This window comes from Alteribacillus bidgolensis (assembly GCF_002886255.1).
In the GTDB taxonomy this organism is placed as follows: domain Bacteria; phylum Bacillota; class Bacilli; order Bacillales; family Marinococcaceae; genus Alteribacillus; species Alteribacillus bidgolensis.
In genome coordinates this window covers 61,506-84,894 of record NZ_NJAU01000003.1, presented here as the reverse complement: position 1 = coordinate 84,894, position 23,389 = coordinate 61,506, and the positions used below count along the sequence as shown (strand labels likewise).

The window sequence follows — 23,389 nt, the reverse complement described above, 5'->3', positions numbered from 1 at the left end:
AATAATGAAATAGGCAGGAGGATAATATATGTACCTACGTGTACTTATTGCATCGGATGGCTCGGACCACGCATACCGTGCTGCACAACATGCTGTTAAAATTTTAGGTGATGATGGCAACATTGATATTGTCTATGTCATTGATGAGACAAAATCCAAAACAGATGTATTGCATACGGGAGATAAAAACCTTGTATCAAAAAAACGACGTGATAAGCTAAAAGACATAGAGGAACTATTGAAGGAAAATCAAGTATCATATGAGGTGCAGATTTTACATGGTGAACCAGGACCTACCATTGTGAAACATGCTAATGATCATAAATACGATTGTGTCGTGCTAGGTAGTCGTGGCTTAAACAACCTTCAGAGTATGGTTCTAGGAAGTGTCAGTCATAAAGTGGCTAAGCGTGTAAATTGTCCGGTTATGATTGTAAAGTAAGAGACTGCAGGAATTTTTCCTGCAGTCTTTTCTCTATCCGTTTATTATTTCATATAAGAATTTTCGTAGAAGTTGAGTGTGGGGTATTTATTTTTCGTCATATTCATTTGGAATTCATTGTCAAATAAAGCGACAGTTCTACCGTCTCGGTCTATGACTAGGTTTTTTTGCCTTTTTTTGAAAGTATCTAGTGCCTCTTTTATCTACCCACCGAGCAACAGTAAAAGAAAGGAGGCGAATGTCTGCCTTGTATTCATGTAAGAGTCGGTGCTCAAGCACTTCAAATTGTAGTTTCCCAACAACGGGGTAGTTTTACCAGCATCAGGATGGGAAATGATATTTTCTCGACGTTATTTCTTTATTGAGCTTGCTCATTACGATATCCTTTCTCTTAACCAATCTACTACGTGAATAAATATTCTTCTTGCTTTACTTCATTCTAATTTTGTACAAACAGTCGTTTTTTATGGTTATTCAGTATATGGTAGTGCTTTTTTGCAAACAGTTATTCCTAATGGGTAGCGTACCTTGGGTCGTTTTACATTTTCGATGGATACTCCTTGTTGGTAGAAAATCTCGATGTTCTCAAATAGTTCATTTTTTCCGGTAAACAGTGTAAGGAATTCATGTTCTGTTAACTGATGGTAATGAAAAGGAGATCCACAGGGTTTTCCTCTCCCCTGACCAAAAGGGGTCGATAAAACAAGGGTTCCCCCAGGTTTAAGCAATTTACAAATTTTTGTTAAAAATTCCTTATCATTTGGAACATGCTCAATGGTTTCAAAAGAAATAATCGTATCAAACATGCCTATCTTTTGCTTGAGTGAAGCATCAAGAGCATTCCCCGTTTGAAAAGTCAGTAATGGATGGTAATACTTTTTTTTGCATAATTAATCGTCTTAGGATCAATGTCTATTCCTATGATCTCTGTTATTTCTTTCTTTTTGGCTTTTGCTGTCATCTGGGCGCCATATCCAGTTCCGCACGCAATGTCCAGTACGCGCCCAGATGCATAGGGGATAGCAAAGTAATAACGGGCAAGATGTTCAAGTAACATTCCATTACTAGGGTGCATTACTTTAGGGATGATTCTTTCCCCTGTATCTTTTAACACATGTGATCACCGCTAACTAATATAGTAAACAATCATAATCACAAACGAAAACGTTCACTTCTTTCAAATAATCCTATTCTAATCAGTTTGTTTGCGTTTACATTTCACAGGCTAAAATCGTTGTGGTATATTACCTGTGTACCCCTTATATCCCCTATATCCTCAATTATATCTTCTACATTAAATCCATTTGGAGTGGAAAAATTTGACTGATGAAAATTTCTTGAATCATGAAGAACAAAATCGGCTACAAGAATTAGAAAATCAATTAAAAGAAAGCAGTTCTTATCAGGAAAGAAAACAGATCATAACGAAAATAGCTTTATTACGCGAAAAATCAAAAATAAAAAGAAATAAAAAATAGAAGGGAGTTCTTTATGGCAGATAGGGAACATCAAGAGCTGCAGAAAGAGCGAGCTCATTTTGAAGAAACAAAAACATATATCCGTGAAGTATTAGAGAAATCGTTAAAAGACCAACAAGGATATCAACGTAATATTAAACACGCATTAGTGGAACTAGACCATTTAGACAGCAGTTTAAGTTATGTGAACACCTTATCAAACGCACAATTACTAGATATGACCACAAAAGAATTCCGGAACTTACTGAATATACAAGATAATCCTTATTTCAGCAGAATTGATTTTACTCCAAAAGATACTGAACAAACAGAACAGTTGTATATAGGAAAAACATCTTTAAGCAGAAAAGATACGCATGAGCCTGTGATTGTGGATTGGCGTTCCCCTATTGCTAATCTATATTATGAGGGAAGTTTGGGAGAAGCTTCGTATGAAGCAGAAGGCCAGACTCATGAAGGGGAACTGTCTTTAAAAAGACAGTATGTGGTGGAAGACGGAGAACTCGAGGAAATTAGAGATATTGATATTACAGCACGGGACCAGATGCTGCAGGCTGCTTTAACGACAAATGCAGAAAAACGATTAAAGGATATTGTTTCGACCATACAGTCCGAACAAAATCGTATCATTCGAGCAGAGATGAACAAGCCGTTAATTGTTCAAGGGGTTGCTGGAAGTGGAAAAACCACCATTGCCATGCATCGTATCGCTTATTTCATCTATACGTATGCAGAAACGTTTAATCCTTCCTAAATGATGATCTTAGCACCAAGTAAGTTGTTTCTTGATTACATTTCGGACGTTCTTCCGGAACTTGGAGTGGAAGATGTAACTCAGACAACATTCCAAGATTTTTTTCAAGAAGCCATGGGAAAAAAGTTCACTTTTACAAAATCGGATGAAAAGCTGCTGAAGCTTGTGGAAGGAGATCCTAAAGAAAACCTGGACACTTTATCCTGGGTTGCTCAATTTAAGGGTTCTATGCTGTGTAAAGAATTGATAGATCGATATGCTGCTGACATCACAGCCAATCTTATTGTCGAGGAAGATTTAAAACTGGATCGGTTTGTGTTATTTGAAGGGAAAAAGGTGAAAGCTCTTTTTGAAGAGCAATATGCATACATGCCGCCTTTTCAACGTATAGAAAAAATGAAGAAAGTGATTTCAAATCATGTCAAAACGAAGAAAAAAGACATTCTTCAAAAAGTAGAAGACATCTATGATAGCCGGATTGAAAAGATTAGGTACAGTGTAAAAGATCCAGAAAAGCGAAGAGAAAAAATCGTAAATATAATGGATCAAAAAGAAGAATATATACAGACTTTAAAAAAGGAATCCAAAAATATAGTGAATCCTTACGTGAAGAAGTTTACCAAAAAAGATATTCACACCTATTATAAAGACTTAATGACAAACGAAAATCTTTTATTAAAATATGGTGACGGAAGTATATCAAAAAAAGAAGCAAAGTTATTGGCTTCGTACAACAAGTCTGTGTTAAAAGGTAAAAAGATTGAAGAGGAAGATGCTGCTGCGCTGCTGTACACAAAGTATTTACTCGCAGGAGTAAAAGAAACACAAAAAATTAAAAATATAGTTATTGATGAAGCTCAAGACTATAGCCTATTTGAATTTTACACTTTAAAAAAAGTCACTAATACTGAGTTATTTACCATTTTAGGCGACTTGTCTCAAGGCATTCATAGCTATAGAAGTATTATGAATTGGGATGAAGTGATTGAAAATGTTTTTAACAAAGCAACCTATACCACGTTAGAACAAAGCTATCGTACGACGCAGGAAATTATGGAACAGGCAAACATGGTAATTCAATACAGTAAGGCGGAAGGATTGCCCTTTGCCAAACCAGTAGTCCGACATGGAGATGAACCAAACTTTCATTTGTTTGATACCTCAAAAGACGCAGCATTACGGATTCAAGAAAGTGTTTTTGAATACAAACAAATAGGTCACCAATCCATTGCGATAATAGGAAAAACCCAAAAAGAGTGTTCTATGATCCATAATGCTTTAAAAAAATATACGGGTATTTCTTCCAAAGAATTAGAAGAGAACGAACATTTAGAAGAAGGGAGTGTTCATGTTGTACCTTCATATCTATCTAAAGGACTTGAATTTGATGCAGTGATACTTGTCACAGATAAAGAAAATTACAACTTGGATAATGAATTAGATATCAAATTGCTTTACGTTGCAATGACAAGAGCTCTCCATGACTTGGATATCTTTTTACAACGAACACATCATTCCGGGATCCTAAAGCAACTGTTAAACCAAAGTGGAATAAAGCAATAGTATGGTATTAGAGGAAGTGGCAACGATCCCTCCTGATAAGTGCTGGTACTTAGTAACAAAAGTAATTCACTTTGTCCTTAATAAAAAGAATAAAAACTCCAGAAACTAAAGCAATATATATTCTTTTTATTAAAGGATGGTCGATATGAATACATTAAAAGCAGACTGGCTAGCGAATGCAAAAGGCGATATTCTCGCCGGTATTGTTGTCGCGCTTGCGTTAATTCCTGAAGCCATTGCTTTTTCGATAATTGCAGGGGTAGATCCGATGGTCGGCTTATATGCTTCTTTCCTCATACCTGTAATTCTCTCTCTTGTCGGAGGAAGGTCGGGTATGATTTCGGGTGCAACAGGTGCAATGGCTTTAATAATGATTGATCTAGTCGCACAACATGGGCTTGAATATTTGTTAGCTGCAACCATCCTGACTGGTATTTTACAGATTATATTTGGGATTTTAAAACTTGCTCGCTATATGAAATTTATTCCACGTTCTGTCATGGTAGGATTTGTAAATGGATTAGCGATTCTAATTTTCACATCACAAATCCCCCATTTGACTGGACAAGGCTGGATCGTTTTGGCTCTTGCTGTTGTTACACTTGCAATTATTTACCTGTTTCCTTATGTTTCCAAGGCTATCCCATCCACGCTTGTAGCAATTGTCGTTGTGACCGGCCTTGTCATGTTTTCTGGTATCAACGTTTTTACCGTTGGTGATATGGGTACACTAACGCAAACATTACCAGTATTCCTGTTACCGCAAGTTCCTTTTTCATATGAGACGATGGCCATTATTTTTCCTTATGCTCTTGCCCTAACGGTCGTTGGTCTTCTGGAGTCCCTGCTTACAGCAGCTATTGTCGATGATATGACCGAAACCGATAGCAATAAGAATAAAGAAAGTAGAGGACAGGGGATAGCAAATATCATAACAGGCTTCTTTGGAGGGATGGCAGGTTGCGCGATGATTGGACAATCGGTCATAAATGTAAAATCAGGAGGGAAAGGAAGGTTATCTTCCCTTGTAGCTGGTGTTGTTCTTATCCTTTTAATTATTCTTTTGGGTAACATTGTCGTGCAAATCCCAATGGTAGCTTTAGCTGGTGTTATGATAATGGTTTTATTAGCACCTTTGATTGGAATTCTATACGAACCTTATTTATTGTTCCAGGAACCGACGCTATTGTTATGGTCGTAACCGTTGCTGTGGTTGTTATCACTCATGATCTTTCAAAAGGTGTGTTTGCAGGAATTTTGTTAAGTGCCATCTTCTTTGTCTCAAAAATTTCGAAAGTAGGGATAGACAGTAAGCTCGATGAGAAAAAAGAAAAAGAACATATTTCGTCAAAGGCCAGTTGTTTTTTGCTTCTGTTACTGATTCCATTGCCGGTTTTAATTTTAAGGAAGATATAAAAGAAGTTGAAATTAATTTAACATATGCCCATATATGGGATGACTCTGCCGTAGAAGCTATGGAAAAAATTATTGCAAAATTTAAAGAAAACGGGACAAACGTTGAGATTACAGGTCTTAATGAAGCAAGTTCACTTTTAGTAGAAAAGTTAAGGCATAAATTAAACAGCCATTAAGGGGGAAAAACGACATGTTTAAAAAGATTTTATTAGCTACGGACGGTTCAGATCACGCTCTCAGGGCTGCAGAGAAGGCGATTGAAGTTGCAAAATGTAACTCTGAGTCTGTCATTCATGTTGTTTATGCGGTAGAGAGCTCAAAATCAGAAGTGCTGCAAAATTGGAACACCACGGGCGCTCACGAAAAACGGAAAGAAAAAATTAGACCCACCGAAGAAAAAATAAAAGCCGAGGGAGTAAACTATAAGATTGAATTTTTGCACGGGGAACCTGGACCAGCGGTCGTCAAACATACGAATGAAAACCAGTTTGATGTTGTAGTACTGGGCAGTCGAGGTCTTAATCGTTTTCAAGAATTAGTTCTAGGCAGTGTCAGTCATAAAGTAGCTAAAAGAGCCGAATGCGCTGTGTTGATTATTAAATAATTAAAGCCTGCCATTATGTAAGTAAAAACGCGAGAATGGAGGGTTTCCTCGGAGTAAGACAAGAAAGTAATTTTAAAGAATACTAGAAGTAAATAATATATTGCAATCATAGTTCAGAAAATTAAAAAATATTAGGTGGGATAAACTTTCTAGCAACGGTTACAGCGAGGAGGAATGTGATGAACGATTCTATCGCAGTTATTACTGATATCCATGGGAATATATACGCTTTACAAGCGGTTCTGGATGATATCGATAAGCAAAAGAGTGTCTCCCACATCTATTGCTTAGGAGACATGATTGGTATCGGACCTTTCACCAATGAAGTGCTAGATTGTTTAATTTCAAGACCAGATGTAACTGTTCTAAGTGGAAATCATGAAGAATCGGTTATTGCTTTAATTAAAGGGGAACCTTATCCAAAAAGAAATGAAAAAGTGAAACCGCATCATCAATGGATTGCCGATAGGTTAGATCCTTCCTTTGTAACGTGGTTATCGGAGTTACCAAGAAAAGTTACAACGGTTTGGGGGGAGAAACATCTTCTTTTTCAACATTATCATATGCGTCCTGAGAAAGAGTCTTTACCTATTGTATTAAATCCCTACGAGCCCGTTGATTATCATCCTACGTTAACAAAAATTGAATCTTATTATCAAGACAAAGCAAATAGAAAAGATTTGGTTTGTTTCGGTCATCATCATCCTGTTCATCTTTTTGAATCAACTGATTGTATTTATCTTAATCCAGGCTCATTAGGATGCTATCATAAGGCGTTTGCACGATATGGGATTGTTCATAATCATGAAAATAATCTTTATGCTACGTTAAAAGAGGTTCCTTATGATAAAAGTAAGCTATTAAGCGTTTATGAAAAATGGAAAGTACCTGCACGAGATTTTATTTTAAAGACATTTCATAGTGATATACGATTTTAATAAAACAATCATGTAAAATACTGTAACTGATTAGAGATAAACGGGAGTTCCGTAGGCGCACTTTCTAGCAATGATTAGGGGAATATAAACAATGTTTATTTACATACTAAAAGGGAAAGGAGAGTGAAAAACTTTGGCACAAACATTAAAGGACATTATGACACAAAACGTAGCGACAATTTCCCCACAGCAAACTGTTCAAGAAGCCGCAGCTTTAATGTCCCAATACAACGTCGGATCAATTCCCGTTGTGGAGAATGGTCAATTAAGAGGGATGATTACTGACCGTGATATTACACTTCGTTCTACAGCACAAGGTGTTGCTCCATCTACACCCGTTTCACAATGTATGACGCAAAATCTTGTTTTTGGTAATGACAACATGGACGTGCATGAAGCTGCAAATTTAATGGCGCAAAACCAAATTCGTCGTTTACCTGTCGTTAATAACAATCAAGTTGTAGGGATGGTAGCCATTGGTGACCTTGCTACACAAAATATTTATCAAAATGAAGCTGGTCAAGCATTGTCAAGTATTTCTACACCATCTCAACCAGGTCAACATCTTCCTTAAATTATAAGAAATATAAGAAAATTAGGGATGTTCCATAAGTAGGATAACTGACTTATGGTCATCCCTTTTTATGAAAGTTGTTGAACGTTGTCATAAGATAAGGGTATAGACCTTACAAGCTTTAAACCATCATCACTTTCATTTTATCGGACGGCTTTCCTGGAACAAGGATAAGCGCTTATTTTCCTTTTTAGGGCCAGATTGTAGAGTAACGCAACTAACTTGTAATTCAAAAATGATACGATAACCCAAATTGACAGTGAAGATGGCCATCGCGCCTTGTATATGCATGCCTTCAAGACCCGAAGATGAGGCGATCTAATATCCGTGTCTATGTTTTAATTCACTATTCTTTGCCTCGATTTTATATCGCTTTTTGGGGTACCGCCACATTGCTATCAAGTTAAGACAACAAAATATATGAACTTGAGTTCATGAACAAATTTTTTTCTATTTCAGTTGTGTAAGTTAAAAAATGGCATGACAAATAAGCTTTCACGAAGGCATTTTTAAAAATTTTATGCAACTTGATAATCTCGTGACATGGTATACTGATAGACAACACCCAAAATATCAAAGACTGTTTTTTTCTCATATCGGTGGGATTTTCGCCCGTTTTTCTGTAGAAGGGTAAACAGGCGAAGCAGTATGGGTTTATCCATATTAAACCAACCGTTCTTCACGTGGGTATTCTAGTCAGTGGATGGCAACGCGCTGGCTTTTTTATTCTGTTCGCTCTAAAGATAACAAAAAATATTTTAAAATTTCCAATTACATAAAAAGTTATTCAAACGTTTGATTAATTTGTCTTAGCTGAATATGAAAAAGTAATATATTTTAACATACAGTGATTAAGCGTGATGTTATGAGCCAGTTTATATTTTTTACTAATAATTGTTTTAGCATAAACCTTTTTAAAATTCTTTAGACCTTGTGATCCCCTTATAAAATCATATTAAGAAAATAATTAATAAAAAAGGAAAAGTATGCTAGAATGATAGACAAACAATAGCAAAAATGCAAGATGGGCGGTTGAGCCTCCTCATTGTCATTCAGGCAATGGAGAAAGGGGGTGAAGCCGAAGTGATTACAACAGATGTAGCAAACGTGATACTAGGTTTTGGAACACTGCTTCTGACGTTGATTATGGTTGTGATCATGATTATAAACCTAAAAAAGTAACCCCATCCTTGCGTTTTTGGCGAAGGCAGGATGGGATTACTCCATCTTAAGCCAACCGTTCTTCATGCGGTTGCTATTGTTTTGGCCAGTGCGTGACAGCGCGCTGGCATTTTTATATTGGCTTATTCTTATTCATATCATACTACAATAAGAAGTATTCGTAAATATTTAAGCAATGATTGTTAAATTGTTTTTTCTTATTTTTTAGGTTCCCCTTTAAGAAAAAACATTAAAATATTTGTTTTTTCCAGTACAAACCCGCATTCATTCCTTTATTTATAGTTTCTGCAACATATCCCTCTGTCGTAGTCTTTGATTGATGACCGACCGTTTTCTGTACTTGTTCTATGGGAAGACCTAACGTTAAAACAGAATAGTTCACAAAAAAGTGACGGAAGAAATGGGGGGTTATAGGCCCCTTATTTCTCACCCATAAAAACCCTGTATCCTGAATAATCCTCGTGACATACTGACTTAAATATTTATAACCATACGCTTTTCCTTTATTTGTTGTGAATAAAGGACTATTTGATTTTACGTCTATCTCTGTACTTAACCCTCTTCTTTTGCGAAACCTTTGAATGCTCTCCAAAGTAGATTGAAGTATAACAGCATGTCTCTCCACATTATTCTTCCCAATCACCTTTAAAAAATAAGTCCCGCCTTCTATAGAAGGATCATAATACAGATCTCTCCAGCTAGCCTTTGCTAATTCCTGTACGCGAAGACCTGTAGTCGCTAACAATAATAAAAGTGCATAGTTAATGGGATGGTCTTTGTAATAATCTAACAATGATTTAACCTCTTCATATGTCAATTCCCGTTTGGGTTTATCTTTTCTTCGTACGGTACTTTTCTTGAAAGCTACCTGTAATGGAAACTCCACTACTTCTTCCTCATACAGGAATTGCAGAAAACTTTTCACCACTGTAATTTTACGAGCTCTAGTCGCTATCGCATATCCCTGTTTTCGATGTTGGAATGCTCCATTTTTTAACCACTCTTGATAACTCCTGATGTGTTTCTTCCTTATATAAGGGAACAGAGAGGAAGATACCTCATCTTGCTGCAGCTGAACATGAATAAACGTATAAAACTGGAGTAAATCTCGAAAGTATTCTTTTTTGGTTTGTTTTTTTCGGTTTTTTTCCTCATCATCATGGGTTTCTTGGTGAACAAAAAAATAGATGATTTCCAAATCCGTTAACGATGATAGTCCTGGAAGAAACTCGTCTTCCTTTTCTTCCATCTTAGTGTACACCATGGCTAGGTAGGAAGAATCTAGCATCTCTGCAAGTATTTTATTTTTATTAGAAAATATAATGTTTCTATCATGGATATATAATGGTTCATGATCTAGAGGGATTCGAGAATAATTCATAATATTAAATGCCCCCACTTTTATATTAAGTAATATAATATTTCATTTTCATTCATGTATATTATACGTACTATTTTATCGTATGTTTGCTAGATTTACTATTGCTAATATACAAGAATAAGGTTATATTTTTCATGTACATTTTATTAGATCTAATTATTAAATATTTTGTATAAAAAATACAACTATTTTACATGTCGTTGTGTTTATTAACTATAATAATAGTGTTGTTATTATTCATCTATTTTTAAATTATCTGTTACTGGCCACATATCATCATGGTAAAATATAATTAAACAAGGACTAAAGTAAATAGTTAAATGCGCTTTTAGTCAGTTTGGGAGTGACACATTTATAGGTAAGGGGAGAGATATGGAATGGAGAAATCATATTATGTTTCAAAGGATTTAGCAGAGTTGTTAGATGTCACCGAAGCGACCATATACAAATACATTCGAGATGGCAAAGTCGTTCCTTATAATAAAAGCACATGGACCATTGATGGAGAATACCGTTTTTCTGAAGAGGAAACGTTAAAATTAATAGATGCTCAAGAAGAAAAACCTGGCCTATCTACGAAAGATGTAGCGGATCGGCTGGGAATTACTGCTTATACAGTAAGCCGGCATATTAAAAATGGTGTGTTGCCTGCCAAGAGGAAAAAGTATAAAGGGTTAGAGCGATACTTTGTATCAGAAGAGGATTTTAAGACTTATGCATTGAAGGTACAAAGCAAAAAACAAGAAAAGTTATATGATGAAGAACTGGGATTTTATCTTTTCCAACCCTTATATAATCAACATGGAGATCTAGCAGCAAGAGTTGTTAATCTAGAGGAACCCTTGATTCAAAGCATTAATGGAGAATACTTTTCTATAGAGGAAGCGAAAGAGCTGTCATATGAAGGAGAGAGAAAGAAACTTTTTGAGGGTAAGAAAGTGAGAAAGCCGGGGTTTGTGATCTTTTCCTTCCCAACAACTGATAATATTCATTCTTCTTTTTATATTTTTATGGACTATATTATGAATCAAGTTGGTTTACATAATGTAGTAGTTAAACAAAATTCCTCTACGATTACCTTTTCAGTACGAAGTTATGATTTGACAATCTCAAAGGAGACAGAACAACTCCATATAGAAATAGAAGAAATGATAAACAATTACATGATACAAGGTTCTTTTATTCAACGTGAAAAGTCTATTTATTTAAACAGTGAAACAGATACCATCCAAGCCTATATAAAGACAGCAACAAAAGAAAAACTAAAAAAAGAAGCTATAAAAGTAGGAGTTAGTATGAATGAGTATGTCGGAAATGTTTTAGATCGTCTTTATCAAAATGGAAATTGATGGAAAAAGGTGAAACGAACAACAAGACGCGCTTTTGGTGTGTATATGGTGCTGTCTATCTTGCGCCTCTTTTTACTAGGTCTTAATGACATGTAGTATTTCTGTTGGGAGAGAGTTTCTTGACAATTTTGATCGTTTCAGAATAGGGGGCTGCCCATTTTGAGACAGTCCCATTTAAATTAATGTTCCATTATTGGGTTCTCGCCAACATTTTGAAAAAATCCATTTAATAGGGTAAGTTTAGTTGAAATAAAAAAACCCCATTTAACAAGGCTTCTTTTCGAATATATTTAAGTAGTGATAAGAAATTAGTCTACTGGAGTGAGAATCAAGAGGAGGTGAAATCATGCTTAAAATAGCGACCATTTTAATTGCATTTATTTTAGTTTGTCTGCCTATGTTTGATAGATCTGCAATGGCTGAGACTCACATGGTTCAATCGGGGGATACCCTTTCGAAAATTTCCGACAAGTATGGAACATCAGTAGATAAGATTGTTAACCAGAACAAATTGGTATCTACTATACTTGAACCAGGTCAACACTTAGAAATTCCTAACTCGTACATAGTTAGTGAAGGGGATACACTTTATAAAATTTCTATTAAACTCGGAGTCTCTATACCTGAGTTATTAGAATCTACCCCAACAATTAAAAATCCTGATTGGATTTATCCTGGACAAATAATCAATGTTCCTATAAAAAATGAAATGATATTTATGGGGAATCCCAATAAGAAAAGAGTTGCCCTTACTTTTGACGACGGTCCAGAAGATACTTATACCCCTCAAATTTTAGAAATCTTAAAGCGAAAAGGTGTGAAGGCTACCTTTTTTGTGGTAGGAGAGAGGGTCAAGGAATATCCAGAACGACTAAGACAAATTTACAGAGAGGGACATGCTATAGGCAACCATACTTGGGATACACCCGCATTTGCCTGAGCTTACGGACCAACAATTTAACGAAAACATACAGTCGACTACCGCAGAAATTGAGAAAATTATAGGGGTCAAACCAGATTTATTCCGACCGCCATTTGGAGAAATTGAAGATCGACAGGTAGAAATGCTTAATAAACAAGGCTACCGTTCGATATGTGGACGGCCGATACAAAGGACTGGAGCGGAGTGTCTGCTGAAGAAATTGTATCAAGAGTGAAGCAAGATGCTAGCCCTGAATTTATAATGCTTCAACATAACTACCATTCATCCGAACAATTTGAAACTGTTAAGGCATTGCTCAAATCATTGACGAACTACAAGCACAGGGCTATGAGTTTGTTACCGTTCCAACACTCTTGGGTAATAGGTATGAATAAAAACTATCCCAATAGGGTAACCCTTATTGGGATAGTTTGTTTTGTAAGATAACTATAATTGGAAGTATTCCATATGAAGTATGTAAAATATAAATTAAAATCTAAGTACTTTAGAGAGAACAGTACTTTTTGATCCTAAGGTGTGTTTATTGATAATAACTTCTTAATAACGCCAGCAATGTTATTCAATTAAAGGACGCTTTTCTAAGAGGAAGAATTGCATCTTTCTTTGTGAATTGGGGGCATTTAACGGAGTAACTGTCAAATTCTTTACATTGACATATCGGAAAAAGTCGATTAGCATAAAAGTATGAAGCATATCGATATTTTTAAAGCCCTATCAAATGAAACACGCTTAGAGATATTGAGATGGTTGAAAGAACCAAAAAAACACTTTGACAATCCTCCAAGCAAGAATCCAAAAAATATTGATGAGAAAGGCGGTGTATGCGTAGGTGTTATTCAAAAGAAAGCACAATTGTCACAATCAACGACATCTCAATATTTATCTATGATGCAGAAGGCTGGTCTGTTGAAATCTGAACGACACGGAAAATGGACCTATTACCGAAGAAATGAAAAAACGATTCAAGATGTATCCGCATTCTTGAAAGAAAAACTTTGATCGGTTTTTCTTGTCCATATATATCGATATTTCCCGATATATAAATTTGTTGTTTTAGGTCAGGCTATATACTAACGGTTCAGCCCAGAAAAAAACTAAAGGAAAGAAGGGAAATCATAATGAAGATACTGACAGTTGTTACTCATCCAAGAGAGAACTCTTTGACTTTTAAAGTTGCAGACCATTTCGTCCAAGGCCTAAAGGATGCAGGTCACGAAACGGAGATATTAGATCTATATCGCAGCGGTTTCAATCCCGTACTTTGGGAAGAGGATGAGCCCGAATGGTCTGCAGATCATCAAGAATATTCTCCTGAGGTTGAAATGGAAATGGAAAGAATGAAAAGACACGATTCGTTGGCTTTTGTTTTTCCGCTTTGGTGGTGGAGCATGCCGGCTATGTTAAAAGGATATATAGACCGCGTTTGGAACTGGGGGTTTGCTTACGGGCCAGGAAAGCTTGATCATGAAAAAGTGTTATGGCTCAGCCTGGCCGGTGCTCCAATTGAGCGTTTTGAGAAGAGGCAGTACGATAATATGATGACACGATATTTCAATGTTGGTTTGGCGGATTATTGCGGAATCCAAAATTCGCAATTCGAACTTTTTTATGAAACCATAAATGTACAGCCCGGATATATGGAAGAGTGGTTGACTCGAGCTTATAATTTAGGACTGCACTATGCCAAATATTAAGTTGTGAGGTTTTCTTAATGCGTATTAGTGAACTTTCCGTTAAAACCGAGGTTAAAAATGTTGTTATTCAAGAATCGGGGCGCAATTCTGTAGCAAGAAATGCGACTTTTTTATGAATTGCGCCATATTCTTGAAGATCAATTTTTCGAAAGAAATTTGGATTAACACTGCTTCTGACATGATAATGGTTGTGGTCCTGATCATTAACCTAAAAAAGTAACCCCATCCTTGCGTTTTTGGCGAAGGCAGGATGGGGATTACTCTATCTTAAGCCAACCGTTCTTGTTGTATTCAATTATGGTTTGTTTTTTCTTTTGGGGTTGTTATATATTGTGTAGCTTCATTTGAATTTAATTGTTATTTTGAAGTAGTTTTATTTTTCCACATGTTTTTTAAAATAATTGCCCCAATGCGGTTGTGTTCCATCAACGTCTTTAAATCCATAAATATCTGAAAGCTCCCAAGTGCTTAATGTTCTTCCATTAAACCTACGTACGTCCGGATCCAAAGCCAGATGTTTAAGGGCTTCACCGATATAAAAGGGTGTTTCAGATGCAATAAAATGTTTTTCGACTTTGACCCCTTCCTTCCAGTTTTCTTCTGTTACTCCAAAAAGATCTAACATTGCTTCTGAGCGTAGGAATCCGGGAGTTAAAGCGATAGAAGTAATATTGTTATCTTTTAGGTCTTCTGCCATGGCTTTTGCCATATGAATGTTTGATATCTTCGCTAAACTATAGTAAAAGTTCCCTCTATATTCATAATCTATACCGTCAGTGACTTCAACGATTAATCCTGAGTTTTTCTTCTTCATTAAAGGTACTGCGTAATGAGAAGTTATGAAATGAGCTTGAACGGCTTGTTTTTGCATTTGTAATCCCTTTTGTAGATTATGATCCCCAACATCTTTCCCCCATTCTGTCAAAGGATCTCCCCCCCAAACATCATTCACAAGAATGTCTAATTGTCCGTTTTGTTCCTCATTCACTTTGTTTATGAACATTTTCACTTGTTCTTCGTCTGTATGATCCACTTTGACAGGAATTCCAATTCCGCCTGCTTCTTTGACTAATGCAGCTGTTTCTTCAATTGTTTCTTTCCGCTGCATAGGAGAAATTTCTTGTCTTGTTGTACGTCCGGTCACATATACAGTTGCTCCTGTTTCACCAAGTTTTATTGCCATAGCGCGACCTGCTCCTCTTGTGGCTCCAGCTACAATGGCTGTTTGATTTTCTAAATTCATCGTTCATCCATCCTTTCTTTTTATGTAAGCATATAATAAATTAGATATATGACATGTAATGTCATGATTGAAAAAATTAAGGAGAATAGCGATGAAAGCTGAAAGATTAATTAAGATCTTACTTCTTTTGCAACATGGTGAAATTGTATCTACTCGAGAAATAGCTAAAGAACTTGAGGTTTCCGAAAGGACCGTCCATAGAGATATGGAATCATTAAGTGCTGCTGGTATCCCAGTTTATGCTGAAAGAGGACAAGCAGGAGGATGGAGGCTTGTCGATAACTGGAAACAAAGGTTGAGCTGGTTGAAGGAAAAAGAAATGCTATCACTGTTCTTGCCTCATGCAGAAAAAATTATTAATGATTTGAATATGGGAACCTCCTCAAAGCATATCAGGGATAAGCTACTGTTATCCTTGCCAGAAGAATCCAAGCAAAGTGCAGTGAAACTTTGGGAAAGAGTACATGTTGATATGGGCACTTGGAGGAATACTAAAATTGAAATGAATCCTGCTATGGAAGTAATGAAAGAAGCAGTCATGAACAATAAAAAAGTAACCATCATTTACAAAAAAGCAAATGGAGAAATAAGAGAATCTATAGTCAAACCACTTGGACTAGTAGCCAAATCAAGCACTTGGTATGTGATATCAATGAATAATCAAGATGAATTTCGCAGCTATAAAATCACTCGAATCATTGAATGTTAATTAATGGATGAACAGTTTAATAGGCCTCGTGATTTTAAATTATCGGACCATTGGGAGGAATCTAAAAAGCAATTCATGCAAAGTCTACCTGAGTTTCGGGTGAATGTGAAAGTTTCTCCTTTTGCACATGAACGAATTAGGTTTACTGGACGTTTCGTACAAGCAGTAAATGACGGGAAGGTTACAGAGAATGGCTGGACAGAACTAGAATTGACTTTCAACACCGAAGATGAAGCTGTTAATTTCATAGTCGGTTTTGGAAACCAAGTAAAAATTCTTTCACCATTGAATTTAATAGACAAAGTAACAGGTAGAGCAAGGGAAACAATTGATCTATATAGATAAGTAGTAGAGGTGCTTGTGTTCGTCTGTCGAATTGGTGAAGGTATAACATCCCTAAGAAAAGGTTTATTTATCTTCAAATCGGGTTTTCTGTTAGAGGGGGCTTTTATTGAATATTTGTGCAGTGTGAATTTTCAACGATTTTCCATTAAAGGGCGCATACCTGAAAAAAGGATTGTGCTCTTTCTTTGTGTAAAGGGCCAGATTGTAGAGTAACGAAATCAACTTGTAATTCAAAAATGATACGATAACCCTACGAAGAAATATGAAGTTTTGCACTTCAAAAATCTAAAGGAGGTGGGAAATAACATGCAATTTTATGTTCCTTTGCAACCACCTAAATTACAAAAAGAATTGTTAGATTCCAATTATCAATATCGAGAATATTTGCCAAACAAGAGTCTGGAATCTTATGTTGCTTGCTATTGGACCGTTGATTTCCATTCATCGGAACAGAAAAAATTGCACCGTATCATACCGGATGGTTGCGCTGATATTATATTTGATCTGAGATCATCCTCTTTTTCAAAAGGAGCCTTTGTTGTTGGATTGATGACTGAATATGAAGCCATAAATCTTACTCAAAAATGCTCCTTATTTGGAATTCGCTTTTATTCAGATACTGTATACCGTTTTTTAAGGCATCCCGTGTCTCAGTTTATTGGAAATCCTGTATTTCTTGAAGATATATGGGGAGATGAAGCTGCATTTATGACAGAAGAAATCATATCAGCCAATGGAATTTCAAGAATAATTGAAAAGGTTGAACTAAAGTTAAAGAGATTCCTACTCTTGAACGAATCAAAACCAAATTATTTGCTACAAACGGGTCTGCAATACATTTATGCTACTAAGGGGATGATTTCAATTCGCTCTTTGTCAGAAAAACTCAGTTACAGTGAAAGGAATATAAGAAGGACATTTCATAAGGAGTTAGGAGTGAGCCCGAAAGAACTTTCAGGTATCATTAGGTTTCAAAGCCTTCTTCAAGAGCTATATAATAGTAATCAATATAGTTTTACAAATATTGCTATAAAATACGGATATTCTGATCAACCACACTTTATCAATAATTTCAGACGTTATTATGGCATGTCCCCCAACCAAGTTTTTAAGATAAACAGTGCCACTCAGTAAATGTGTCCGTTTTTTACAATCTAAAATAGCTAAACTAAATGATACTATTTATTAAACCCTTTGAATCAATCTTAAACTATATGGACAAGCAGAATATGTTGGTCCTGCTACAAGAACCACTATTTCCTTACTATGTAAATTTATAAGGAGGTATGATATTTTATGAAGCCACGAATTACAGTAATTACATTAGGTGTAGATGATTTGGAACGATCTTTGAAATTCTATCGAGACGGATTGGGGCTTCCAACAGAAGGTATAGTGGGCAAAGAATTTGAGCATGGTGCCGTTGCTTTTTTCGACTTACTATCAGGCTTAAAACTTGCTATTTTTCAGCGCAAAGATATTGCGCATGATGCTCAGATTAATCAGACTAATTCTAGTCCTACTGAATTTACTATTGGTCATAATGTAGAAAGCAAAGAAGAAGTTGACAAGGTGATGGAACAGGCAAAGAAGGCTGGTGCTATTATAACAGCCCCATCACATGACACTTTTTGGGGTGGTTACTCTGGTTACTTCCAAGACCCAGATAGCCACTTGTGGGAAGTAGTGTGGAATCCACATTTGGAGATCAAGGAATAACTCAATCTTAAATGATCTTCCGCAATCGGAGCGCTTTAATTGAATAAATGAAGAGCACATATTAGTCATGTATAATATGTGCTCTTCTTTATTTTTTAAGGTTTTTTTTAATTTAGGTCTTGATAACCATTTCTGCAACCAATTCTTCTTTTGAATAAACGTCATCTCCAAAGGCTACATTTTCTGTTATGACTCCTTTGCGAGCTAAGCGACTTTTATGTCCTGTGCTATGAACCATTTCATGAAACATTGTGCTGTAATACTCTTCTGCTTTCGGAAAATCCTTCAATGGTGGGCAGTTGATTTTATCAAGGGTTGGATAGTAAACGGCTTTCCCTGAATGAAAAGTATAATCAGGTGCGTTCATATACCCTTTATAAACTTCCTCTGCTTTTTCGATTGGATCATGGTTGAATGTCACATGTTTTCGTTTGCTGTTCAACCCTTCCACTTGTTTATTGATTTCAAACACTCGAAAATACCGAAGGTAAGGGATTTTTTCCATTTTACCGTTTTCTTCATCCTCTTTTTCTAACCACTTCCAAAATACCACGATATGTGATTTTTCCCCTTTTTTCACCTTACCGCCCGCTTCCTGAATTTGCTTGAAGGTCGCATATTCTCCGGCTTCTAACAGGAATGTATTAATTACACGATATGGTTTTTGTGTCTTCCAATTAACAGCTCCCCCATTGATCCACGGCTTTCGCCACGGTACCACTCCATTTTCCAGCTATTCGATAACCTTCCCTGTAATGATTTCATAAACGCTTTTTTTCATTATGAGGTTCCTCCTTGGTTTTCGCTTTTTGCCTTTGGATTCCGAAACGAAATGATTTCCCCAAAGGGGGATTATTTTTGCCCTTTGGCATGGAGAAACGAAAAACACGCATAGACAGTCCGTCAAGGTTTCCGCACAAAAAGTTTTTTGCGTTGCGAAGCGCTTTTAGCAAAAAAGTTTTTTGCCCTTGACGGGGTGGCTTGCCGTCTTGGCTTCCAGCAGGAAGGGGTAAGGGGCCCCGCCTGCTGGAAGCCTAGTCGGCTTGCGTTGTTTTACGATTCGGAAGCTAAAGGCAAAAATGATAAAAAAAATTCCTGGCTAAGCCAGGAATCTTCCATTTTTTCTTTTCTTCTTTGAATATGCTTTTTACGTTCCGTCATCGCTGTTATACTTCATATCTTTTTTGTAATTAATACAATTTCTTAAGAAATCCGTATAGCCTTAAGGCTATGTAAGGCAAAAAAGAGCCCTCTGTTGATTTAAAATAAAGACTGATAATTTATAAAAAAGATTGATAAAACCCTGTATTAATATAGGGTTTTTATTTTGACCCTTAAACTTTTAGCTGTATTGTTCAATTAAAGAGGCCTTTAATGGAGTACAGGGCAGGAATATTTTGTGGGGAAGTCGAAGTTGTTTTATCGAATAGCATCTACGGTATCGAATTTTTGAATTTGAACATGATGGCATTCACGAAATAAGGTTCGCAAATATTCCAATAGTAGAGGGTTTACGAAGTGTTGTTCGTTAACAAGATGTTATATGACATACCCGAAAACCCAATTTCACATTTTCCTATAATGTGACTTTTATTTGTTATCATGAACTGTGACAAGGTGTTTTTTGTTTGGAAGGAATTTGTAACAGAATAATTATGAAGATGATCAGATAATAAATTTTTACACATAAGGAGATAAAACTATGGCAAAAAACAAATTACTAAGAATGGACAATGTCGGCATCGTTGTAGAATCCCTTGATGACGCAATCTCTTTCTTCGAGGAGATTGGCTTGAACCTCGAAGGGCGAGCCACTGTCGAAGGTGAATGGGCTGGTCGCGTAACCGGATTGGGTTCTCAGTGCGTAGAGATTGCTATGATGGGTACCCCAGATGGCCACGGCCGACTTGAACTTTCGCGATTTCTCACCCCACCTACTATATCAGATCACCGGACTGCTCCTGTAAACGCCCACGGTTATCTACGCGTCATGTTCACCGTTGAAGACATTGACGAAATGGTATCCAGACTCACTAAGTATGGTGCTCAGCTCGTTGGCGAAGTGGTTCAGTACGAGGACTCGTATCGGCTCTGCTACATTCGTGGAACCGAAGGACTTCTAATCGGTTTAGCGGAACAACTCGGTAACAAATAAGTAAGTGACGTTTTATAAAAAGCCTTTACTGAAATATACATTACTTAAGGGGGTCCAGACAACATTTTAACCCTTTTATACGTTAAGACATTTTTTCCATTGTATGATACATAATAAAACTGATATATACAATAAGTATCATTTAAAAACTATGAAGTTCAAATGAATATACTAAACTGCCAAAAAACCTTAATAAACCAAGGTGTTGATTTAAAATAAAGTTCGATAATTTATAATAAAGTTTGATTAAAATTCCTGTATTGATATGCAGGAATTTTTTGTTCCGCAATCGGGCCACGTTCGACAAGTTTTGCTATAAGCGCTTTATAGTGTGAAATGCAGAGGAATATTTAGTAGTCAATCCTAACTTTACAACTGAGGATGGGAATGACGGAACCATGTTTCCCGAAACCATCCCGTCAACACTCCTGCATGCGTCGTAACGGACAGGTTACGGGGTTTGAAGTACAGGTAGATTCGGCAGAACGAAGGCTGGAGCCACTTAGAAAGAGAAGGTATGCCGACGGATATGCCGCACGGCTGAAAAACTGGATAAGGTGAGTATGTTTCAATAGGATGAAACTGACGAACAACCGAATGTACAGGTCTAAAGATTGACCATAGGGAAACCTATGGCCCATAACGATGGGGTGAGTGGTGTGGAGTAAAAATTGGCCCTATGAAACACGCTATACCGGACAATGGCGGTATCGAGCTCACAGGCTTCCAGGGGAACACCTACGTCCAGTAAGGAAAGCTAGGTTGTAAGGGACTTGGAAAACAAGGAACGTTGAAACAAGGACTGTCCTCCGAAACGGTTGCTATAAGGCTTAGCCGAAATGCATTTATCCTTGCGAGGGTAGGGGCATGACTGATGAACCTTCTGTAATGGGAGTGAAGGAACAGCCCCAAGTCTAGCGAAACGAACGACCATTTTCCATACGTGCATTGCACCGATCGGGTAAGAACGTGGGAACATCACTCTGAGAAGGAGGGATGCCACAGTGCAAGCTTTAAGATATTGGGATTATTACGATATGACAGATACCTTTACCGATTTGTACGACAGAAGTTTGGAAAAACAATCATTTTCTCGTCTTTTTGATGTGATCACATCCCGGGAAAATATTTTGTTAGCTTATCGTACCATCAAATCCAATAAAGGATCAAAAACACCGGGAACTGATGGAAAAACCATCGCAGACATAAAAGAATGGTCTGAAGAAAAATTAGTAACGGAAGTCCGGCAGAAGTTAGAAAACTATCAGCCGAAAAAAGTTAGAAGAAAATGGATTGAAAAGGATAACGGAAAGTGGAGGCCTCTCGGTATTCCGTGTATGTTAGACCGAATCATTCAACAGAGCTTCAAGCAGGTGCTTGAACCGATTGCGGAGGCCCAATTCTATAATCACAGTTATGGATTCCGGCCACTCCGCCCACCATGCAATGGCAAGAATCCAATCCCTTATCAATACAGCACACTTCCATTTTGTGGTGGACATTGATATTAAGGGTTTCTTTGATCATATCAACCATAGATTGCTGATCAAACAATTATGGAACATGGGGATTCAAGACCGGAAAGTACTAGCCTGTATCTCTAAGATGCTAAAGGCTGAAATTGAGGGAGAAGGTATACCCACAGAAGGATCGCCGCAAGGGGGCCTGTTATCGCCATTACTAGCCAACATTGTTCTTAATGATTTGGATCAATGGATTGCTGGCCAGTGGGAGTTCTTTCCTCTATCAAAACCTTTTCAATCCAAAGTCGGTGAAAGGAAGGCCAAAAAGCGTACCCACCTCAAAGAGGGTTACCTCGTCCGCTATGCGGACGACTTTAAAATTCTTTGTAAGGATGGGAAAACAGCACAGAAATGGTATCATGCAGCACGGTTATATTTGAAAGACCGTCTGAAACTCGACATTTCTCCAGAAAATCACAAGTTGTGAATTTGCGCAAACGGGAATCAGAGTTTCTCGGCTTTACCATTCGTGCAAATAAGAAGGGTAAAAAGAGAGTTGCCCATACCGGTATTAAAGCTGATAAAAAGCGTAAAATTAAGGAAGAAGCGAAGAAGTTGATTCGGAGAATCAAGACTTCCCCTTCTGCTCTCAATACTCTCTTATTCAATAGTTTTGTGCTTGGACTTCACAACTATTTCAAGAAAGCCACTCATGTCAACCCCGAGTTCGCACGTCTTGCCTATGATTTAGGGGCATTCATTTACAATCATCTTAGACCGGTTGGAAAATACGGCCATCCTGCCAATCCTCCGCCAGTCTATAAAAAAAATGTACAGTCAAGGTTTTAAAACTTTCAAAGTCATGGGTGTATATTTGTTTCCCCTTGGTGATGTAAAAACGGTGAACACCATAGGATTCAGTCCAAAGATGACGCCCTTCACCAAAGAAGGAAGAGAAATGATACAGAAAAAGCTTCGCCCGGACATTCGACGGGAAATCAGTGTCCTCATGAAGTCAACACTTCCGAACCGAAGCGTTGAATACATGGATAATCGAATCAGTCGGTACAGTATGAGAATGGGAAAATGTGAGATCACAGGCATTGAATTGCCTGCCGCTGATGTCCATTGTCATCATTATGTCCCACTGAATCTGGGAGGAAGCGACCAATTTCATAACCTTCGCATCCTCCATTGGAAAATACACCAATTAATTCACTGTACAGACAAAAAGATGATTGATGAACTCAGGCTTAAATTCCAGTTTACATGGTCGATGATCGATAAAATCAATCGATATCGCAATAAATGTAATCTTAGACCGATCTAATAATCACAAACACTGAGTAACGAGGAACTTATGGTTTAGTAGTTTTCGGTAGATGGAACGCGGAGTGCGGGGAAACTTGCACGCTCCGTGTGGAGCAGGGGAAAAGC

At 37.1% G+C, this 23,389-nt stretch carries 22 protein-coding genes and 3 pseudogenes; 20 read left to right on the top strand and 5 right to left on the bottom strand.

Annotated elements, in window-relative coordinates:
- Positions 1–28 precede the first annotated feature (28 nt).
- A complete protein-coding gene (locus CEF16_RS21750; protein ID WP_091588094.1) occupies positions 29–442 on the top strand; it encodes a universal stress protein in 414 nt (137 codons plus the stop codon).
- Positions 443–580: 138 nt separating this feature from the next.
- Here the strand turns inward: CEF16_RS21750 and CEF16_RS24645 are convergent, their stop codons facing one another.
- Both CEF16_RS24645 and CEF16_RS21745 read right to left on the bottom strand, forming a co-directional pair.
- Positions 581–721 (bottom strand): hypothetical protein, encoded by a 141-nt coding sequence (locus CEF16_RS24645; RefSeq protein WP_139186019.1) that lies wholly within the window; start codon positions 719–721, stop codon positions 581–583.
- A 191-nt stretch (positions 722–912) separates the two neighbouring features.
- Positions 913–1,556 (bottom strand): annotated as a pseudogene (locus CEF16_RS21745) (class I SAM-dependent methyltransferase).
- A gap of 205 nt (positions 1,557–1,761) precedes the next feature.
- Between CEF16_RS21745 and CEF16_RS23990 the strand changes: the two are divergent.
- From CEF16_RS23990 to CEF16_RS25145, 8 genes and pseudogenes are all read left to right on the top strand, one after another.
- The gene (locus CEF16_RS23990) at positions 1,762–1,920 is read left to right on the top strand and encodes a hypothetical protein (protein WP_170032316.1); all 159 of its coding nucleotides are present in this window, start codon (positions 1,762–1,764) and stop codon (positions 1,918–1,920) included.
- A 13-nt stretch (positions 1,921–1,933) separates the two neighbouring features.
- On the top strand, positions 1,934–2,674 hold the full coding sequence (locus tag CEF16_RS21740; RefSeq protein WP_091588093.1) for a helicase domain-containing protein: 741 nt from the start codon (positions 1,934–1,936) through the stop codon (positions 2,672–2,674).
- Positions 2,675–4,237: a HelD family protein gene (locus CEF16_RS21735; protein WP_091588091.1), complete on the top strand. Its 1,563-nt coding sequence runs from the start codon at positions 2,675–2,677 to the stop codon at positions 4,235–4,237.
- Positions 4,238–4,382: 145 nt separating this feature from the next.
- Positions 4,383–5,829, top strand: a pseudogene (locus tag CEF16_RS21730) (SulP family inorganic anion transporter).
- A 14-nt stretch (positions 5,830–5,843) separates the two neighbouring features.
- The gene (locus tag CEF16_RS21725; RefSeq protein ID WP_091588090.1) at positions 5,844–6,257 is read left to right on the top strand and encodes a universal stress protein; all 414 of its coding nucleotides are present in this window, start codon (positions 5,844–5,846) and stop codon (positions 6,255–6,257) included.
- A 179-nt stretch (positions 6,258–6,436) separates the two neighbouring features.
- Positions 6,437–7,195: a metallophosphoesterase family protein gene (locus tag CEF16_RS21720; protein WP_091588088.1), complete on the top strand. Its 759-nt coding sequence runs from the start codon at positions 6,437–6,439 to the stop codon at positions 7,193–7,195.
- Positions 7,196–7,352: 157 nt separating this feature from the next.
- Positions 7,353–7,769 carry a CBS domain-containing protein gene (locus CEF16_RS21715; RefSeq protein WP_211295891.1) on the top strand — a complete coding sequence of 139 codons (417 nt, stop codon included), beginning with the start codon at positions 7,353–7,355 and terminating at the stop codon, positions 7,767–7,769.
- 1,083 nt (positions 7,770–8,852) lie between these two features.
- Positions 8,853–8,951: a putative holin-like toxin gene (locus tag CEF16_RS25145; protein WP_342750509.1), complete on the top strand. Its 99-nt coding sequence runs from the start codon at positions 8,853–8,855 to the stop codon at positions 8,949–8,951.
- Positions 8,952–9,180: 229 nt separating this feature from the next.
- Here the strand turns inward: CEF16_RS25145 and CEF16_RS21710 are convergent, their stop codons facing one another.
- Entirely contained in the window at positions 9,181–10,332 is a 1,152-nt protein-coding gene (locus CEF16_RS21710) for a tyrosine-type recombinase/integrase (protein WP_091588085.1), read from the bottom strand.
- A gap of 377 nt (positions 10,333–10,709) precedes the next feature.
- On the opposite strand from CEF16_RS21710, the gene CEF16_RS21705 reads away from it, so the two are divergent.
- The 5 genes from CEF16_RS21705 to CEF16_RS21685 all read left to right on the top strand — a co-directional run bounded on the left by CEF16_RS21705 (position 10,710) and on the right by CEF16_RS21685 (position 14,318).
- Positions 10,710–11,681, top strand: a complete 972-nt coding sequence (locus tag CEF16_RS21705; RefSeq protein ID WP_091588084.1) for a helix-turn-helix domain-containing protein — start codon at positions 10,710–10,712, stop codon at positions 11,679–11,681.
- A gap of 346 nt (positions 11,682–12,027) precedes the next feature.
- The gene (locus CEF16_RS21700; protein WP_091588082.1) at positions 12,028–12,621 is read left to right on the top strand and encodes a LysM peptidoglycan-binding domain-containing protein; all 594 of its coding nucleotides are present in this window, start codon (positions 12,028–12,030) and stop codon (positions 12,619–12,621) included.
- Entirely contained in the window at positions 12,614–12,838 is a 225-nt protein-coding gene (locus CEF16_RS21695) for a polysaccharide deacetylase family protein (RefSeq protein WP_170032313.1), read from the top strand. Before CEF16_RS21700 ends, CEF16_RS21695 begins: the two co-directional genes overlap by 8 nt.
- A 470-nt stretch (positions 12,839–13,308) precedes the next feature.
- Entirely contained in the window at positions 13,309–13,623 is a 315-nt protein-coding gene (locus CEF16_RS21690) for an ArsR/SmtB family transcription factor (protein ID WP_091588373.1), read from the top strand.
- Between the two features lie 119 nt (positions 13,624–13,742).
- A complete protein-coding gene (locus tag CEF16_RS21685; protein WP_091588375.1) occupies positions 13,743–14,318 on the top strand; it encodes an NAD(P)H oxidoreductase in 576 nt (191 codons plus the stop codon).
- Between the two features lie 373 nt (positions 14,319–14,691).
- Here the strand turns inward: CEF16_RS21685 and CEF16_RS21680 are convergent, their stop codons facing one another.
- The gene (locus CEF16_RS21680) at positions 14,692–15,561 is read right to left on the bottom strand and encodes an SDR family oxidoreductase (protein ID WP_091588377.1); all 870 of its coding nucleotides are present in this window, start codon (positions 15,559–15,561) and stop codon (positions 14,692–14,694) included.
- Positions 15,562–15,652: 91 nt separating this feature from the next.
- On the opposite strand from CEF16_RS21680, the gene CEF16_RS25540 reads away from it, so the two are divergent.
- The 4 genes from CEF16_RS25540 (at position 15,653) to CEF16_RS21660 (ending at position 18,334) form a co-directional block, all read left to right on the top strand.
- Positions 15,653–16,270 (top strand): helix-turn-helix transcriptional regulator, encoded by a 618-nt coding sequence (locus CEF16_RS25540; protein WP_091588379.1) that lies wholly within the window; start codon positions 15,653–15,655, stop codon positions 16,268–16,270.
- Positions 16,271–16,273: 3 nt separating this feature from the next.
- Positions 16,274–16,615, top strand: coding sequence for a helix-turn-helix transcriptional regulator (locus CEF16_RS25535; RefSeq protein WP_091588380.1), 342 nt, complete (start codon positions 16,274–16,276; stop codon positions 16,613–16,615).
- Positions 16,616–16,921: 306 nt separating this feature from the next.
- On the top strand, positions 16,922–17,749 hold the full coding sequence (locus CEF16_RS21665) for a helix-turn-helix transcriptional regulator (RefSeq protein ID WP_091588382.1): 828 nt from the start codon (positions 16,922–16,924) through the stop codon (positions 17,747–17,749).
- 162 nt (positions 17,750–17,911) lie between these two features.
- Complete coding sequence (locus CEF16_RS21660) at positions 17,912–18,334, top strand: VOC family protein (protein WP_091588383.1); 423 nt, start codon at positions 17,912–17,914, stop codon at positions 18,332–18,334.
- Positions 18,335–18,446: 112 nt separating this feature from the next.
- Here CEF16_RS21660 and CEF16_RS21655 read toward each other — a convergent pair whose 3' ends face one another.
- Positions 18,447–19,055 carry an ArdC-like ssDNA-binding domain-containing protein gene (locus tag CEF16_RS21655; RefSeq protein ID WP_245918027.1) on the bottom strand — a complete coding sequence of 203 codons (609 nt, stop codon included), beginning with the start codon at positions 19,053–19,055 and terminating at the stop codon, positions 18,447–18,449.
- Between the two features lie 981 nt (positions 19,056–20,036).
- Between CEF16_RS21655 and CEF16_RS21640 the strand changes: the two genes are divergently transcribed.
- Positions 20,037–20,489, top strand: coding sequence for a VOC family protein (locus CEF16_RS21640; protein WP_091588386.1), 453 nt, complete (start codon positions 20,037–20,039; stop codon positions 20,487–20,489).
- A 1,004-nt stretch (positions 20,490–21,493) separates the two neighbouring features.
- Positions 21,494–23,282 (top strand): annotated as a pseudogene (gene ltrA / locus CEF16_RS21635) (group II intron reverse transcriptase/maturase).
- The last annotated feature ends 107 nt before the right edge of the window (positions 23,283–23,389 follow it).